Below are 16,183 nucleotides of genomic sequence, written 5' to 3' on the forward strand. Positions count from 1 at the left end.
ACTGCCGCGCCAATGGTACTTGGGCTTAAGCCCCGGGAGAGTAGGTCACCGCCAAACCTAGAAAAAGCCCAACAATCTCTCTAATACGATATCACACTTTCCGACCCTGACGCGGGATGGAGCAGCCCGGTAGCTCGTCAGGCTCATAACCTGAAGGTCGTAGGTTCAAATCCTACTCCCGCAACCACTTGGGTCGAACAAAGTACCGAACAAGCCGCCTCAGGGCGGCTTTGTTCATTCTGGCCCAGCCCAATTATTGCTGCTAGGGAACCCTCCAGTTCGATCTGCACGCCATCCCGGTTATGTTGGACCGTGACACGTTCAATCAGACTCCGAATGATCTCCAATGCTCTGGTGCGGATCGACGGGTCCGATAGTGCCTGTGCCAGATCGGCGACCTTGGAGCGATAGTGTTCCGACAGGTTAGGGTGAAGGCGCACCGGAGGCGGTGCGGGTTCGGAGAGTTTTGCGTCCAGATCGGCGATCTGCGCTTCGAGATCTTCAAGCCTGGCCTGAAGACCTGGGGTGCGAATGCCTTCTGCAATCGCGTCATAAAACCCATTCAGTTTGCGCGCAGCTTTTTCCCGCTCGGATTGCAGACGAGTCCGGGCTACCTCCGCTGTGCCAGCTTCCGCGTTGGCGGCTTCGCTGAAGGACTTGATAAAAGCGGCCACTGCGTCGGGCTGCATCAGACGCTGACGAAGCAAATCCAGAACAGCGTCTTCCAGGACATTGCGGCGAATGGATTGCTTATGGGAACAAGTGCCGAGTTTGCGGGCGGCAGAGCAGGCGAGGTAGTCGCGTCCGACAGTAGCGAGTGGCCCTCCGCAGGTGCCGCAGAATGCAAGACCTGTCAGAAGGTGCTTCTTGCGACGCTTCTCCCAAAACTTGGTTTGCTTGATGGCTTTGACGCGGGGACCAGCCTCGATCTCGCCTTGCCGCTGTTTGACCGCCTCCCAAAGCTCATCCCCGACGATCCGAAGCTCGGGGACCTCCGTGATGATCCATTTGGCCGATTCCTTGAGACGGGGCACACGTTTGCCGGTCTTGGGTTCTTGATATAACGCAGCCGGTTCCAGACCAGGCGGCCGATGTAGAGCTCATTGTTGAGAAGGCCCGTCCCACGCACTCGGTGCCCTCGAATGGCCGTGTCACGCCATAGCTTGCCACGGGGACCGGGAATACCTTCGGCGTTCAGGCGGCGCGCGATGGCTTTGGGAGAATGCCCCTCGGAGAACTCTTGAAGCACCCGTCGGACAATCTCAGCTTCCGGTGCATTGATCATTCGTTCTCCCGTGACGGGTTGGCCGTCGGGCCCAAGACGCCGGACGACGTCGTAACCGTAGCTGTTGCCGCCGCCGGAACGGCCAAGCTCGACCCGCCCGCGCAGACCACGTCGAGTTTTGTCGGCCAGATCTTTGAGGAACAGTTGGTTCATGGTCCCCTTGAGACCCACATGCAACTCGCTGATCTCGCCTTCGGTCAGAGTCATGATGCCGACCCCTGCAAAGCTCAGGCGTTTGAAAATTGCAGCGATGTCTGCCTGGTCCCGGCTCAACCGGTCCAGCGCCTCTGCCAAGATCAGATCAACCCGTCCTTCCTGGGTTGCATTGAAGAGTGCTTGCAGCCCGGGACGCAACATGGACGCACCAGAGACCGCCCGATCAGAATAGGCGTCGACAACAGTCCAGCCTTCCCGCTCTGCACGTTCCCGGCACAAACGCATCTGGTCATCGATGGATGCGTCTCTTTGCATCTGGCTGGAGAAGCGGGCATAGATTGCAACTCGGGTCATCGTCTGGCCTTTCTCTTTAGGTCGATCAAAGCTGCGTAGTCGCGGCCCGCTTCAATGGTTTGGGCGTGGATGTAGTGGCGTTCAGCCGTTCCGAAGCTCGCATGAGCCAATATTGGTCGGATCAGCTTCGCGTGTTCAGGAGAGGAGCGCGCCAATGTTGTCGCGGCGGCATCCCGGAAGAAATGCGGTGGGATGCGGCGACCCGTCAGCTTCAGAGTCTGCTCTGCGATCCGGGGGCTCAGCGCGTCTTTCTTCAAAGGAGTACCAGACCGGCCAACCCACAGGACATTGTGATGCTGTTGGCCACGCTCCATTAAAAAGGGACGGGCTTCGTTGACATAACGGCGCAAGAGCGGCTCAACGCTCTGGGGAACATCAGCTTCCCAAGGCTGTCCCGATTTTGTCAGATCCCCTGGGAGCGCAACAGTCATGGCGTTCGGTGTGACATGCAAGGATACGCCAATCCGAAGGCTGGCGAAGGCGCGTCGCCGCATCGGCATCAAAGCCAGCATGGCAATCATGGTGCCATCCCGCAGATGCATCATTCTACGCAGCGGTGTTGGCGCCGCTTCTGCATGACCCGTCGCCAGAGTCAGCCCTGCACGGAATAGAACCTCGCTGGACAACACACGCCCAAGTTTGCGATCCCGATCACCTCGTCCCGCGGCGCGCTTCAATCCCGCTTTCAACTTCCGCTGAGCGGACCAGTCCTGCGTCGGGTCAGTTGCAGAGAGGATACGCAACACGCCATCAATGAACATCAACCGGGTCATCGGCCGGGTGTGTGAGAGGTCCCGAAGCCAAGCGGAAAGGCGCGGCAGGGTCCCGCGTCGAGCCGGAGGCAGTGTGATCGCCTCCGTGTCGCTGGTAATCAGCCATTGCAACCATCGGGCATAGCGCAACTCTAACGTCTTCAACGAGGTTGCGCGTAGATGAGCGAGGACACCGCAATCGTCGAGCGGTCCACCTTCCGCCTGAAGGCTGAGCCACATATCCCGGTCTTGCGCGGGCCATTCGTCGAGCGGCAGAACAAGGCTCATCAGCGACGCCCTTTCTTGGCGTCTATCAGGTCAGCAAAGGCGCGGGTTGCCGAACGTGCCTCAAGACCGGAATACATGTTGATGGTGTGGCTGACCTCCGAATGTCCGAGCAACCGACGCGCAACCTCGTAGCCGCCGGGATTGGCGTCGAGCCAGTTCATCACCGCGAAATGCCGAAACAGGTGGGCGTTCATCTCCAACCCCGTTTCTTTCCGGATCCGTTTGGAGATGCGCCCAGACAGAACGCCGGGATCAACAGAATGTTGACCATCCCTGCGGGGAAACAGCCAAGGCGTTCCAGCGGGGCAGAGTTCCGGGCAACGAGATTTGAGATGGCTGTCGATCATGCGCAATACATCACGCGGAATCTCGAACTCGACAGGTCGTTCATTTTTGGTCTCACCGTCTTCCAGAACCAGGTAGGCTCGGCCATCAACAGGGCGGTGCAGGTGGCGTTCAATGTGGATGCCAGCCAGATTCTTCACACGGACGGGGCAGACCAGCAGGATGGCGATTGCGAGCGCATTTTCGCGCGCCAGAGCCCATCCGTACGGCTTGGAGGCGCCGCGTGGTCGCGCGAAAATCCGTTCGGGCAGGAGTAGCAGGCGCTGCTGATGCCGGTCCTCTTGCAACATTCGAAGTCTGCTTCGGTTCTTTTGGGTCATGCCATTCTGGGGTTTGACCGCCAGACGCGCTGCAAGCCCAGCCAGTAATTCCCGGGTGTCTTCGGGTGCATTGAGTAACCGGGCCAGATTGCGGAGTAACGCGGCAATCTCGCTGATCATCTTTGTGGTCTGGTTGTTGGTGCGCGATAACATCTGGCGCAAACCCCGTTCAGCCATCGCCGGGTTAATCAGGACGTCCAATCCGCCAATCTCCGCGATCGGGATACCAGAGTGAATGAGTTCGGAGGCGAACCGAACCAACTGCCTTTGGTATTGGGACAGGGTCGCGGGTCGTAGTGCTCTGTACTGTCCGTCATCTGCCAGCTGGTCTGGATTGGACAGACGATGCATCAGCTTTGCAAGATCGGTTTGGAATGGCGCCGGAAAATCAGTCACCGGAAAAGTGATGACCTTCCGACGCGATTCCAGAGGCAAAGTGACGTTGGGCCATTGTGAAATACGTCGAGCCGCCAGGTTCCAGCCGTTGACAGCGGCACGATGTGCAACATCAGGAGATTTGCTGATCTCGTTGTGCTCAAGGGCTACGCGATAGGCTTGAGCATGCTCTTCACACACAGTGGCAGGTTTGACGCCCTGCCGGTTTAGAAAGTGTACGAAGCGGCAGAGCGCGGGTTGCAATGTCTTGTCCCCGGACGCAAGTACAGCTGTCCAGAGCGAGTGCCAATCGGGAGACAGATCATTGATCCGGTTGAAGCGGTGTTCCACCAGCCCGAAATGCGCGAGGGCGGCACGCGCATCACTTACCGCGTTTTGCCAACTCTTCGGTGTAAGACCGAGTGCTGCCGGTGTGACTTTGGACAGACGGGGCTGCAACCAGCGGCTGTCGCAGGGCACATCCTCTGGCGGCAGCCCAAGGGCTTTGGCCACGCGGCGCAGGCCGGAGATCATGTCGCGACGGCGTCCGTCCGACAGAGAGCTGTCGGAGTGCAGTTGGTCGATGAGCTCGGCGAACATCGGTGTGTCGGCTTTAACGAAGGCCAATGTCAATGGAACGGGGCTTTGGCTAGTCATCGGGTTTGCGGTCCTTTGGACATGTCAGGTCTCGGGCGGACGGGTGTGGACAGGAGGTCCGATTCGGGAAAAGCGTAGCACAGAAAGTCCGCAACTTACGGGCAGGCCCTCTTCCCGAAAATACCATAACCTATTGACATTAATGTACATTAATGGTCGCGATTACCTACCAGCACTGTGCCTGCCGGTAGGCGGCATGAGCTGCCGGATCAATGCGGATGAGGCGTCCGCCAGGGCCGACCCGAATAACCTCAAGCAGGCCAGCCGCAATCGCACGGCGCACCGTCTTCTCCGAGCAATTGTCCAGTTCAGCGACGTCTTTCACCGTCAGAAGCTTGCGGGGTGGGCTTTTCTTCGCATTGATCTGTGGCATACTGATGCGCCTCCTTTTGGTCAGAGGCGTCCCGGCCCAGTTCCCGTACTGCCTGGCCAGCCAGCAATCGGACCAACTGGTCAATCGCTGTCTCAACCTGCTTGTGCGCGTGGTCGTCAGAAGGGGATATGGCAGGAACGCGTGTCATGCCATGACCATGACAACGCGGGCTTGCTCATTCTAAGTGTATTGATTGCCCAATTCCGGCGGCGCCCAACGCTCTTGCTCTTCGCGCTCAAGCTTGTCGCGAAAACCGTCAATGTCCAAGCGGATCGTCTCACCGCTCAGGATTTGCCCCGGCTCGGTGATCATCTTCACGACAGCCTGGATAAAGTTGACGAGCGGACCTTGCCGTTGTCCTCCGGGGCGACCGTCTGAGTATGTCGTATAGGTTAGGGGGCGACCGGCATCTTTCCAGATGTAACAGCAGCTCTCGACAATGTACTGACGGCGTTTGTCGCGCGAGAACCGCTTATCCCGGGGCGACATCTCTGCAACTGCGCCGGGGGTCACAAGGATGTGCCGAATGTCATCTATGACATCTTGAGTAAGTGTCGTTGCGGTCTCAAGCTTGTCGAGGACTTGAGGAAGAAGGTCTGCATCTTCTGGCGTCGATACGAAATAAGTCGAAAGCGAGCCCAATGCTTTCCGGAGTTCTTGTGGGGCAATGGAACTCTGTTTGGCTTTCCGAAAAAGTTGATTGAGGTGCTTTCGACCTCGATCAATCGCTTGCGAGCGCCGAACCTCGGTCAGATTGATTGCAATGTCGTCATCGTTATTGAGGCAGTGACCCAGCATGGTGGACAAGTCGCGTACGAGTCGTGCTGGCAGGCCAAAGTGTTCACACAAGTTCCCGATCATGCCCTCGGTAAGAACGCCGCGTTCGCCATAACTGCCGAGCTTCCATGACATCGAGCACTTGATCCCATCCATATGCGGATAGACGGAATAGTCACCCTCATCATATTCAACGTCGCGATTATCCTTCAGACCACCGTCCAAGTTGGCGCTCATGTTATTCTCCGTTTGGCACACTCTAGGGTCTGGTCGCATGTCCAAAAGCTGATGCGCATCAAGGCAGTACTGATTGCTCAGAAAGCGCTGATTGAGACGCGGCGACCCCTTCCAAGGTTGCACATCAACAAAAGAACAGGAAGAGAACAATTTGGCTAGGTTCTGTGTCGAGCGGCATTCGATATTGGAGGGCTGTTGCGCGTCACACCAACTACGACTTGTACAACTTGCGGCCGCGCGAAACACAAAGATCCCCAAAAATAGAGATCAATACACTTAGTCAGCAAGAGCATAAAATCGGACGTTCCGGGCCGGGATGGGTCTCCCCGTCTCCGTTGCGTCCGGTTTATTCTTGCCGCTTTCCCTGGCAAACGATCAAAAAAAGCGGTGACCACGGTGTGTTCACGACCGGCCACCAATTGTGAACTATGGTTCGGGGACTACCCCATCCCGCACCGACGCGGCTCCTTCTGGCCCAGTGCAGAAACGCGACTACGGAACCCACCGGTCGACGGGCGTCTTCAAACACTCGTCGGACCGGGGACCGCCGAGACCGTGCGCGATCAAAGCGGGGCAGGTGAGAAGCCTGCGGGGAAGCGGCTGGCCTCCGACAAAAGGCATCGCGCGGATACGAACCTGAAAACGAAGGGCCTTCTCCCGCATGACGGAGGGAAGGAGCGGGGGCCGGATATTGTCTGGCAAGTAAGGGCGAAGATGTGTTTTTGGAAAAAACGGCCGTGGCAATCGCCTCAGTACTTCCTCTTGTATAGCATTACATCTCCATGGCAGCTTTAGGTTGCAACCAGCCGCCAATACACGGTCGCACTGGCTAAAAACCAAATAGCAACTGCGACACTAGCATGCTGACGCTGTCCGCCTTTCCTGTAGATTGATGCGAATGTGGCGCGGTATTAAGTGTGTTACTTCTGGCTGAGCAGAGTTGAGTACGAATTGGCCTCATGTCATTTCCTCAGGTGCTCATTGATCCTTGTCAAGATTTGAGCGGGCAAGAAGTGGTACAATCCATGGTAACTCAGGGGGGATTCATGGAAGAGTTAATTGAAATCGGTAGATCCTTCGTCGAGGCCATGCGTGAGCGTAGGGGCCTTGGAAGTGTTGATGAAATGTATGCGGAAAACGCACAGTCGATAGAGGCCGTTGTGCCTCCGGTTCGACAATTCCGCGTTTCAAAGGGTCGCGAAGCCATCAAAGGAAAAAGAGAGGATTGGTTGGCATCGCATGAAATCAAAGAACTAGAAGTGGACGGCCCCTACGTCCACCCACCCAACCGCTTTGGAGTGCGCTTCAGAGGTGAAGTGATTCAGAAGGCTACGGGTGAGCGTATGACCCTGCGTGAGATCGCAGTGTATTCGGTGGCGGAAGGCAAGATTGTGCTGGAAGAGTTCTTTATGTTGCCGAAGTAAGAAGAACGACCAACAATAATGTCTCTTCGTTGGTTTAAGCTGTGCGCACGGCTCTTGGGCGAATTGAAATTCCGGACGGAGGTCGGGAATGCAATACAGAACAGTGGCATATTATGTAGGAGTTGATGTTGAGGACGCTTCGATTTTGGAATGCGCTGAAACTGCCCGTATCCAGAACGACCACTTGAATTGCGTATTGATCGCGGCGTTACCTAGCCTGCCTTTCCTGAAGTATGGATCAAACAAGTTCGTTGAGGCGGGTCTGCCCTCAAACTGGTTGGACGTTCTTCACGCGAAAAATGCCGCCTTGAAGTCTCGCGCCACTAGAGTTGAAGCGCTTCTGGTTGGGCGGGGCGTATCGGCAAATGTAGTTGCCTTTATGGGGCTTGGAGCAGAGTTACAGCAAATTGTAGCAGAACAAGCAAAATTCTCCGATATCGCCTTTCTAGACGCTGGATTGCGAAGAGATCCCGATTTATTTCACGTGATCGCGTGCGGAGTATTGCTTCATTCGCCTGTCGCTCTGATGATCAATGGAGATCCGTTTGCCCAACGCGACTGCATTTTTTTGGCATGGAATGACAGCTTGCCTGCGTCTAGGGCGACGCATTTAGCCTTACCCATTCTTCTGGCGGCCAATGAAGTTGTGATTGGGTGTTTTGATTTACCGTCGCCTGAGGACTTAGAAGGTAGTGTGCCCGGAACTGACCTAGCTGAATGGCTCGGCCATCACGGTTGCGACGTGACCGTGTCGCAGTTCCAGTGCGGGGGAAATTCAATTGCAGACTGCATTCAAGAACGAGCAAGCGAAGCGGGGGCCGATCTCGTTGTTATGGGCGCTTATGGGCATTCCCATTTGCGAGAGTCAGTTTTTGGGGGCACGACGCAAGCAATGTTGGAGCAGACAAGTTTATCAGTGCTTTTCGGACACTGATGAAGTGAGCCGACGACTGTGACTTTCTGGGAGCCAAAGCAATTAAAATTCATCGGTAAATGCTTGAGAAACCGTTTTTTAAGAGTTTGCTTGAGGTTGAAGCGTGTTCGCCCGACCGTTTTCGCCAAGGAAATCTATCACAATTGACGTTAGCTCATCCCAGTCAGTAAATTCCCTTGCTCCTTCTCGTGGATCGATTTTTCGACCGAGCAAGACGACGTGCTTAAGGATCTCCCTCTCAAAATACCCGTAGTTTTCGGGTCTCACCGCGCCTGCGATCAAAGCCGTCGCATTTGGTTCAAAACCTGTTCGAAGAAGCATTTCGTCAAGATAGTCGCGTGCTTCTTCTCGACCTGACGCAAAAGCAGCTTTTAAACCGACGGAAAGCACGAGAGACTTTCGCTTCATTAAGGCATCTCTATTTGAAGCGATAAATGCCTCAAATGAATTGGGGTGCCTACGCTCGTGGACAGGGGCCAGAAGAACAACCTTAACCATATCGTCAAGCGAAACGTGGCTGGGCATTTCGTCGGTATTGATCAGGTTTGCGTTGAAACCAGCATTCTTCGCTACACTGCTGATGAAGCGCGCAATCTTTGCTGTCTGGCCTTCGACTGTAGCGAAGGCGATGAGTACGGTCATTCCGATCCTCCCATAAACCGGTCTGAATAGATTGCTGATTATGAATAAGTTGCCTGCGTTGCCCTTGATCTCTATCAAAGGCGTTACTTGGGAGCGTATCGGGAGAGTTGTGGTACGCTTTTGCTGTCCACGCAGAGCATGTTTTTAAGGAAGTTTCCGGCGACCTACATCTCGAATCAAATCGGCCTTTTTGGCGGATAATTTTTGATACTGGCTATGGCCCAATGGCTTGTTTTGCTACCTTAAAGAAAAGGCCAAGACAGCGACGAGGATTATAAAACTGATGCACCACACCGTGACCTTCACTTGTTGTCGTGCGGGCAGGTTTCTGAGCAATCTAATCATAGTCAAACCTTTCAGACAAAATCCGGTGTGACGCGGTGCCCCGAGCGATCAGATGATCTTCGACGGCGTCCATCATGGCAGGGGGGCCGCAGAGAACAAAAAGCCAGCTCTCAAATTGCTTGGAAGATAAATTGCGGTCCAACAGGGGACCGTCGATCAAACCTGTTTCGCCGCGCCAATCCTTTGGCGGTTCGGATAGAACAAATACTGTGTTTTCTTTGGACAACTCCTGGCGAAAAACAATCTGCTCCTCTACCCGGTTGCCATAGATAAGCTTGAGATCGTTTTGTGTTCCACTCAGTCGAACTTGACGCATAATGCTCAACATTGGCGCGATCCCGACACCACCTGCGATCAGAACAATGCCTGTCTCATTGCGGTGGCTGATCGACAGGTTTCCGTGTGGGGCATCCAGATAGACAGTGGTTTGCGGAGCGATCTGTCCCAGACCGCATGTGAAGTCCCCAAGCTCCTTTATCACGAATGAAACTTCGGAGCCTTCGGCGGGTGCAGAACTAATCGAGAACGGGTTCTCATGTAGCGAAAAAGCACTGTGGCCGACGTTTAGCCAGGCAAACTGCCCTGCTTCGAAGTTTAGTCCGTTGTGACCATCTGGCTTGAGACGCAACTCCCATTGCTTCGGTGTTAGTCGAGACACAGAAGCAACGCGCCACGGTCTTTTCCTCTGACGTAAAGGGCGAACGAGATAGACATACAGCAAGGTTCCAACTGCAATACTGGCCAGGGAAAGCCAGAGATACATCAATAGCGGATGCCCACCGTAGCGCCCAGCATAGACCGTGTGATGCAACAGCAGGCATGCGATCACCAAGGCTCCCAGCCCGTGTAAGTGGCGCCATGTTTCGTATTTGTAATCAAGGGATTTGCGGGCAATTGCCGAGGCGACCAGAATGAACAGCAAAAAAAATGCGCCGATGCCCGATACCAGCGTGGAAAAGTCGGTCGAAATCGTAAGTTGGTTTGTTCCGTCCCACGGGCGACGTCCGCCAGAAGGCGTACCCTGATACAGCAGCGGGTGTATGAGTGCAAAGCCAAGTGCTGTCCGCGCCATCAACTGATGCACCCGCATAGTCACATCCATACCTAAGCCGGAAGAGATGAACCTGAACCGGCCAGACAGCAGGAACTCGACTAAGATTATTGAAAACGCAAGCATTCCAAGCCCGGACGCGAGCTCTTGATGAAATGATCGCGGTGGCCATCCCAGAGACCAAGAAAAACCCAAGGGAGCCAAGATCAGCAAAACGTAAATCAGCGCCAGATAAGGCCATTTCATACGGTTTTGCTCCACTGCGCTAAAGGTAGGCAACTCAGGCTCATTTAGAATAAACGCTAAGCTGACCTGGGGTTCTGATCAAGACTACTGAGATTGGTGTTAACTCCAGCACGACCTGGCAAGTCTGTTGGACGACGGTTCTCGTTTCTGTTCGTTCAACCGGTGCGAGCGATCTGGCGACGGATGAGGTTGTATGCTTGCGCAAGATCAAGGTCCTTGACCGCGTTTTCTGCCATAATGTTGCGCGCGCGAAATCAGACCAAAGGAGGAGGCTCAAAAAATGCTAGAAGACAAAAAGTCCCCGCAACTTTTCACTGGAACGCATCCGCTCTCCGACAACTTTCGGCGTGAAATGGAAACGTTGATGTCGCGTTTTTTGGCGGGAGGATCACTCTTCCTACCGATGGAAACGGCTGCTCAACGCACGGGTTTTCCGTCTCTTGACATGAGAGGTGCGATTTCACCGGCAATCGATGTCCAAGAAACGGATTCTGCGATTGTTCTGACGGCTGAATTGCCAGGGCTGGAAGAGGATGATGTGGAAATTGAGATCAAGGACCGCAGGCTAATCCTGCGCGGTCAGAAGAAGATTACGCATGATGAAACGGGCGATCTACGCGTCAGCGAAAGAAGCTATGGCAGTTTTTCCAGAGCCATGTCGCTACCAGACACTGTGGGAATCGACAAGATTTCCGCAACATTCGACAAAGGCGTTCTGCATATCGAAATGCCGAAGACTGAGCCTCAGGATCCAAGCCGTAAGATCAAGGTTTCTTCGAAATAGACGGTCAGTTGGCTCGATGCGAGGCTTGAAAATGCCAAAGCAGAGGGTCGATCATTGATCGGCCTTCTTTGAGTTGCGGCCTGAATGATGTTTTTTGGTTGAATCCGGGCAGACATCGCAAGTGTTTATATAAATGCGTTTTTTGTACATTCGCACTAGGCCATGGGTTTGGTGTTGTAGCGTGGTAGAATGCCCTCACGCGTTTGGATAGGGGGCCATAATGCAAAAACCAGAAGCGAGTAGCATTACACCCTCTGGACATGCTGTTGAAGGTGAGGTTCGGGCCTTTCTGGAGAGCCTGACCGGACCATCGCGCGGAAACGTGAACTGGCTGGTCGATAAAGCCCTGACCGTTTCTGTTGACGATAGCAGGGTGTTAAGCCTTCGACCTAAAGACAACCTGCCTCCGCATGATAACGATATTGCGACCCTACAGTGGGTTGACGACGGTTACACAATAACCGCGTCAGCAGGGCGCAATATATGGGTAAACGGACAAAAAGCCTCATCGGCGTCTCTTAACCATGGCGACATGATCGAGTTCGGCGAAAAGGGCCCTATGTCTCGATACAGGCTGTGCGAACACTCATTTCCCGCACACCACACAGTCGAAGATATTCTCAGTGATGCTTATGCTTATACCCGAACAAGCCGTCGACCTTTCGCCAAAAAGATGTCTGGTGCCCTGCGCGATAGTGGGCGGCGGCTTGCGTCTCAGACCACGATACTGTTCAGGATCACAGTTCTTGCAACGCTTCTTGTGATTGCGGGGTTTGGGTACCTGCTTTTCCAAAACGACCGGCGTTTGGCGGATAGTATCGAACAGGAGTCCCGCAAGATCGAAGCCGTCGCGGTTATGCTTGCTCAGACGCGAGAAGATGCACTTACGCCTGATGACCTGGCTTCGTTGCGTGACGCTTTTGAAAACCAAGTTCTGTCGACCGAGCAGCGTCTTGGAACCTTGGAGCAGCGGGCGGGAGCACCAACGCGGGTGATCGCTGCCTCCACTCGATCGGTCGCTTTCCTTCAGGGGGCTTACGGACTGCGCCACGTGGAAAGCGGAAAGATTTTACGGCATGTGTTGGGACCTAACGGAGAAAACCTGAAGACCCCGTTTGGCCAGCCTTGGATCGAACCGGACGGGACTGGCGAACCTGCAGAATTTCAGTTCACCGGAACAGGGTTTTTGATTGCTGGGGTGCCATTGATGGCCACCAACCGCCATGTCGCTTTGCCCTGGACCTCGGGGAACCGAGAGAAAGCGCTGAGCGACGCTGGTCTTGAGCCAGAGATGTTGAGGCTGCTGGCCTATTTGCCTGATCAGATGGAACCAATAGAGGCGCGTTTGGTCCAGTTCAGTGAAGCCGCAGACTTGGCGATTTTGGCAGTTGAGCCAAGCCGCGTTCAGGACCTCGGAATTCCGTTGGCGGATGCCACGTCGCGCGTTGGTGAAGAGCTTTATCTGTTGGGATATCCAACGGGTTTGAAAGCTTTGATCGCGCAGGCTGGTCCGGGCTTTCTAGAGGAACTGGAGGCAGAAGGAACGTTGAACTTTTGGTCGATTGCGTCCCGGCTTTCCGCTCAAAGCAAGATTCACCCGCTAGCAAGCCGGGGGATCGTCGCGCGGACAAGTGGGAGCGCCATCGTTTATGACGCTGAGACTACGACCGGTGGGAGTGGAGGGCCAGCATTGAATCGGAGGGGCGAGGTCGTTGCCATCAATGCTGCGATCCTGCCCGAGTTTGGTGGTTCAAACATCGGCGTCCCGGTCTCACATCTCAGAACTCTACTAGGAAAGGTGGAAAGCCAGTGATCATTCGGTCGTTCGGAAGCGCGAGTTTTGAACGAAGAACACTGTAGCGAGTGGAACGATCACTGAGATCAGGGCCACGGAGATCAGCAAATACCCAAGTTGACTGTAGTCCGCAGTCGACGTGACCTCACCGGTTTCGGGCTTGGTGACAGCGCGCGTGACGACGTATGTCTGGTTGAGGTACTTGGTGCTGAGGCTGCTGGCCGACAATGCCATGTTGGTAAACGATGCCATCACGGCAAAGAAGGTCGCTTTCAAATGAGTTGGGGCATTGCGTGCAATCCAAGCCAACATCGGGACCATGGCGATCTGCCCAAGCGGCGACTCAACCGCTGTATCGAGAATGGCAATAAATCTTGCGTCTACAATTCCGCCAGTACGTTCAGCTGTCCATTCATGAATGCCGTAGTAGAGAGCAAGGTTAGGCAGGGCGAGTATGCCTGCGGCGATTGTCAGCAATATCACCACATGCGCAATTGAGCGGTTGGCCATGAATGGTCGCAGAACAATTAACCCCAGCAGCGCCAGCAGCGAAGTCAACAAAGCCAAGATTGCTAAGAATTGCTCATCGAACTCTAGTTCATCGATTTCGAACCAGGTCAGGCCTGGCCCCGGCAGAGGAACGGCACGGAAAACAAAAATGATTGTCGCTGTCCCAATTAAGGCCTTGGCTTGGGCCGGTTCCAGCTCTTTGAGCAGGCGCGACATGAGGTACAGAATTACCGTCAGGGAAACCGCGAAAACTGTTTCCTGCGCAAATTCGAAATCAGCGGTTCCCAGAACGATGCTGAGCACCACGAATGCGAGACCGCCGAGCAATATGGACCATTTGACTTCGGTGACTGCGTCCGGTGTGTGGGGCGGGTGTCCCCGCTGGACACGTTGACGCTGGATCAAGCTGTGAAGAACGACTCCGCTGACCGACAACACGGGTATGGCCAGTGCTACCAAGTACACTCGGCCATAGAGCGCGAGGCGCTCGGATTTTTGCAGATCTTCGGTTCCAGAGAAAATCCAGATGTTCACAGCCGCAACCGCCGCAAACCCGGAAATGATCGAGACTCTGCCCAAAGTCTGCATTGTCGTGTGCTGTGCACGGGTTTCTTCAGGTGTAAACGGGAGGCCGTGCTGGTTGACCTTGGGAACCGCCTCGACCGTCATGGCGTCGGCAACAACGTCCTGAATGGCATAGCCCGAAGGCGCCAACAGCAAGGCAACAACATACCAGTCTTCCAGTGGCATGAAACTGGACATCTGTGCAGGCGCGGTCACAAGCCCATACATTGTTAGCAATGACAACGTGATCAGGGATGCGCCAAACAGGATCAGCAGGGACTTCCAGCGCCAGAACAGGTCCACGACATGGCCAAGCGGCATTTTGAGTATCCACGGGATACCAGCCCAAAATGCAAGTCCAGCAACGAAAGAGGCGGATAAATCTAGATAGTCTTTGAGGAAAAAAGCTCCGACGACCGAGGTCAGGCCGGACACGCCGGCAGCGAAGTAGACCATCAATGGCGGTAAATACGACCATTGCAGCTGCTGAACCAGATCCACAAACGTTCTATGCCACCAGGCCGAAAGTTTTGATCCTATTGAAGTTTGGTCAGTCGTCATTTGCCGTGGTAGCTCGTGGAAGCCTTTGGGTCGTTGTGTTTAGTTAGAGAAATCCAGATCCGAAAAGCAATGAACTGGTGATCACCCCAAGGATCGGTACCACAAGAGGAACACGGAAGTGCTTGGCGGCCTCGTCCGGCTTCATCTTCAGCAAGATCAGCGAAATGTTGACGAGCACAAAGACGCCTAGAACGATCTGAGACGTGCGCTCTGCCAGAGTACCAATCGGTATAGTTTGGGTCAGCAAAACGATGATCGCCACGACCAGCAAAGTAGCGATAACTGGTGTCTGAGTTGCTTTTGGGACAATCGCCAGAACCTTCGGTAAATGGTTACGGTCAGCTAGGCCGTAGATCACCCGCGAGGCCATGATCATCTGGATCAGTACTCCATTGACTGTCGCCACAATCGCGACCGCGGAAAACCCCTGTTTGATCACCTCGGGGGCGTTTGAAAACACAAGCGCGAGGGGTGCTGCGGATGTCGAGAGAACGTCGATCGGAGCAACAAGTAGAACCGTCATTGAGGTTCCCAGATACAACATGGTCGCCAGAACGAGGGTTAGTAAAATCGCTTTTGGGATGGTGCGCACGGGGTCTTTGACCTCTTCCGCGACATTGGCCATGTCCTCGAAGCCAACAAATGCAAAGAAGGCGAGAAGTGATGCTGCGAAAATGCCTCTCCACGCGTCGAGTTCAAGTGGTGGAAGCATCGAACTGATCCCGTATCCCTGCGGATCCTGAACCGACATGCCCCAGCCAATCACAAAGAGAAGGCCTGCGATCTCGATGATCGTAATGACGGCCGCAACAAAGACCGATTCAGTGATCCCCCAAAGCGCGATTAGACCCATGATCAAAACGACGCTGATGGTCAAAACAGGAATCGCAAAACCGGTCAAAGCATGAAGATATGATGCTGCGCCAATTGCAACGGCAGAGGCAGAGATAACCCCCGAAGCCGCGACCGCGAGCCCTACGAAAACCGCCAACCATCTTTTCTGAAATCCCGCCTCAACATAGGCTGCTTCACCTGCACTGACAGGAAATCGTGTTGCGAGTTCTGCATACGAAAGCGCGGTGAGTGATACGACGAGCGCAGCTACAACGAACGACAACGCCGCAAACGGTCCGGCAATGTCTGCTGTTGCACCGACTAAAACGTAAATGCCCGCTCCGACCGTTACCCCAAGGCCATAAAGCGTGAGCAACGGGGTAGTAAGGGCCCGTCGGAGTTTCTGTTCGTTTGGATCAACAGAGCTCATAAGCGATTTCCACCAACTGCCCATTCAGAACGTCGTCAGTGGCGTCCTTCTCGTTACTTTCCGCGATTGGCGGAGCAGCTCAATCCTATGGTCAAAGCTGCACCGAATGCTTTGTGTCTCAACGTGTGGGCGCATTGGGAGCCA

At 54.6% G+C, this 16,183-nt stretch carries 14 protein-coding genes and 1 tRNA gene; 5 read left to right on the plus strand and 10 right to left on the minus strand.

All coding sequences use genetic code 11. The annotated features are described in order from the left end of the window. The first annotated feature begins 110 nt into the window (after positions 1–110). Positions 111–187 (plus strand) — tRNA-Met (locus AC2FNU_RS05900). Here AC2FNU_RS05900 and AC2FNU_RS05905 read toward each other — a convergent pair. The 6 genes from AC2FNU_RS05905 to AC2FNU_RS05930 all read right to left on the minus strand — a co-directional run bounded on the left by AC2FNU_RS05905 (position 144) and on the right by AC2FNU_RS05930 (position 5,919). Then, on the minus strand, positions 144–929 hold the full coding sequence (locus AC2FNU_RS05905; protein ID WP_496786119.1) for a recombinase zinc ribbon domain-containing protein: 786 nt from the start codon (positions 927–929) through the stop codon (positions 144–146). The two genes, AC2FNU_RS05900 and AC2FNU_RS05905, sit on opposite strands and share 44 nt — an antisense overlap. Further along, the gene (locus tag AC2FNU_RS05910) at positions 854–1,795 is read right to left on the minus strand and encodes a recombinase family protein (RefSeq protein WP_496785979.1); all 942 of its coding nucleotides are present in this window, start codon (positions 1,793–1,795) and stop codon (positions 854–856) included. The genes AC2FNU_RS05905 and AC2FNU_RS05910 overlap by 76 nt, the downstream gene beginning before the upstream one ends. Next, a complete protein-coding gene (locus tag AC2FNU_RS05915) occupies positions 1,792–2,835 on the minus strand; it encodes a tyrosine-type recombinase/integrase (RefSeq protein WP_496785981.1) in 1,044 nt (347 codons plus the stop codon). Before AC2FNU_RS05915 ends, AC2FNU_RS05910 begins: the two co-directional genes overlap by 4 nt. Next, entirely contained in the window at positions 2,835–4,532 is a 1,698-nt protein-coding gene (locus AC2FNU_RS05920; RefSeq protein ID WP_496785982.1) for a hypothetical protein, read from the minus strand. Before AC2FNU_RS05920 ends, AC2FNU_RS05915 begins: the two co-directional genes overlap by 1 nt. Before the next feature lie 166 nt (positions 4,533–4,698). Then, the gene (locus AC2FNU_RS05925; RefSeq protein WP_170355518.1) at positions 4,699–4,905 is read right to left on the minus strand and encodes a helix-turn-helix domain-containing protein; all 207 of its coding nucleotides are present in this window, start codon (positions 4,903–4,905) and stop codon (positions 4,699–4,701) included. A gap of 180 nt (positions 4,906–5,085) precedes the next feature. Then, a complete protein-coding gene (locus AC2FNU_RS05930) occupies positions 5,086–5,919 on the minus strand; it encodes a hypothetical protein (protein WP_496785985.1) in 834 nt (277 codons plus the stop codon). Positions 5,920–6,965: 1,046 nt separating this feature from the next. Here AC2FNU_RS05930 and AC2FNU_RS05935 point away from each other — a divergent pair. Next, entirely contained in the window at positions 6,966–7,343 is a 378-nt protein-coding gene (locus AC2FNU_RS05935) for a SnoaL-like domain-containing protein (RefSeq protein WP_496785986.1), read from the plus strand. Positions 7,344–7,431: 88 nt separating this feature from the next. Further along, on the plus strand, positions 7,432–8,277 hold the full coding sequence (locus AC2FNU_RS05940; RefSeq protein WP_496785991.1) for a universal stress protein: 846 nt from the start codon (positions 7,432–7,434) through the stop codon (positions 8,275–8,277). 78 nt (positions 8,278–8,355) lie between these two features. On the opposite strand, the gene AC2FNU_RS05945 is transcribed toward AC2FNU_RS05940, so the two are convergent. Further along, positions 8,356–8,919: a flavodoxin domain-containing protein gene (locus tag AC2FNU_RS05945; protein WP_496785993.1), complete on the minus strand. Its 564-nt coding sequence runs from the start codon at positions 8,917–8,919 to the stop codon at positions 8,356–8,358. 337 nt (positions 8,920–9,256) lie between these two features. After that, entirely contained in the window at positions 9,257–10,528 is a 1,272-nt protein-coding gene (locus AC2FNU_RS05950) for a ferredoxin reductase family protein (protein ID WP_496785997.1), read from the minus strand. Between the two features lie 397 nt (positions 10,529–10,925). On the opposite strand from AC2FNU_RS05950, the gene AC2FNU_RS05955 reads away from it, so the two are divergent. Both AC2FNU_RS05955 and AC2FNU_RS05960 read left to right on the plus strand, forming a co-directional pair. Continuing rightward, the gene (locus tag AC2FNU_RS05955; protein WP_496786003.1) at positions 10,926–11,345 is read left to right on the plus strand and encodes an Hsp20/alpha crystallin family protein; all 420 of its coding nucleotides are present in this window, start codon (positions 10,926–10,928) and stop codon (positions 11,343–11,345) included. Positions 11,346–11,565: 220 nt separating this feature from the next. After that, entirely contained in the window at positions 11,566–13,158 is a 1,593-nt protein-coding gene (locus AC2FNU_RS05960; RefSeq protein WP_496786006.1) for a trypsin-like peptidase domain-containing protein, read from the plus strand. Here the strand turns inward: AC2FNU_RS05960 and AC2FNU_RS05965 are convergent, their stop codons facing one another. Then, entirely contained in the window at positions 13,159–14,775 is a 1,617-nt protein-coding gene (locus AC2FNU_RS05965; RefSeq protein ID WP_496786010.1) for an MFS transporter, read from the minus strand. Positions 14,776–14,818: 43 nt separating this feature from the next. Continuing rightward, positions 14,819–16,039 carry an APC family permease gene (locus tag AC2FNU_RS05970; RefSeq protein WP_496786012.1) on the minus strand — a complete coding sequence of 407 codons (1,221 nt, stop codon included), beginning with the start codon at positions 16,037–16,039 and terminating at the stop codon, positions 14,819–14,821. Between the last annotated feature and the right edge of the window lie 144 nt (positions 16,040–16,183).

This window comes from Ruegeria sp. BHSB064 (genome assembly GCF_059613205.1).

Excerpts from the sequence above, each read along its gene's own strand:
- AC2FNU_RS05910 (WP_496785979.1), bottom strand. The coding sequence starts at position 1,795 with ATGACCCGAGTTGCAATCTATGCCCGCTTCTCCAGCCAGATGCAAAGA.
- AC2FNU_RS05915 (WP_496785981.1), bottom strand. The coding sequence starts at position 2,835 with ATGAGCCTTGTTCTGCCGCTCGACGAATGGCCCGCGCAAGACCGGGAT.
- AC2FNU_RS05920 (WP_496785982.1), bottom strand. The coding sequence starts at position 4,532 with ATGACTAGCCAAAGCCCCGTTCCATTGACATTGGCCTTCGTTAAAGCC.
- AC2FNU_RS05925 (WP_170355518.1), bottom strand. The coding sequence starts at position 4,905 with ATGCCACAGATCAATGCGAAGAAAAGCCCACCCCGCAAGCTTCTGACG.
- AC2FNU_RS05930 (WP_496785985.1), bottom strand. The coding sequence starts at position 5,919 with ATGAGCGCCAACTTGGACGGTGGTCTGAAGGATAATCGCGACGTTGAA.
- AC2FNU_RS05935 (WP_496785986.1), top strand. The coding sequence starts at position 6,966 with ATGGAAGAGTTAATTGAAATCGGTAGATCCTTCGTCGAGGCCATGCGT.
- AC2FNU_RS05940 (WP_496785991.1), top strand. The coding sequence starts at position 7,432 with ATGCAATACAGAACAGTGGCATATTATGTAGGAGTTGATGTTGAGGAC.
- AC2FNU_RS05945 (WP_496785993.1), bottom strand. The coding sequence starts at position 8,919 with ATGACCGTACTCATCGCCTTCGCTACAGTCGAAGGCCAGACAGCAAAG.
- AC2FNU_RS05955 (WP_496786003.1), top strand. The coding sequence starts at position 10,926 with ATGTCGCGTTTTTTGGCGGGAGGATCACTCTTCCTACCGATGGAAACG.
- AC2FNU_RS05960 (WP_496786006.1), top strand. The coding sequence starts at position 11,566 with ATGCAAAAACCAGAAGCGAGTAGCATTACACCCTCTGGACATGCTGTT.
- AC2FNU_RS05965 (WP_496786010.1), bottom strand. The coding sequence starts at position 14,775 with ATGACGACTGACCAAACTTCAATAGGATCAAAACTTTCGGCCTGGTGG.
- AC2FNU_RS05970 (WP_496786012.1), bottom strand. The coding sequence starts at position 16,039 with ATGAGCTCTGTTGATCCAAACGAACAGAAACTCCGACGGGCCCTTACT.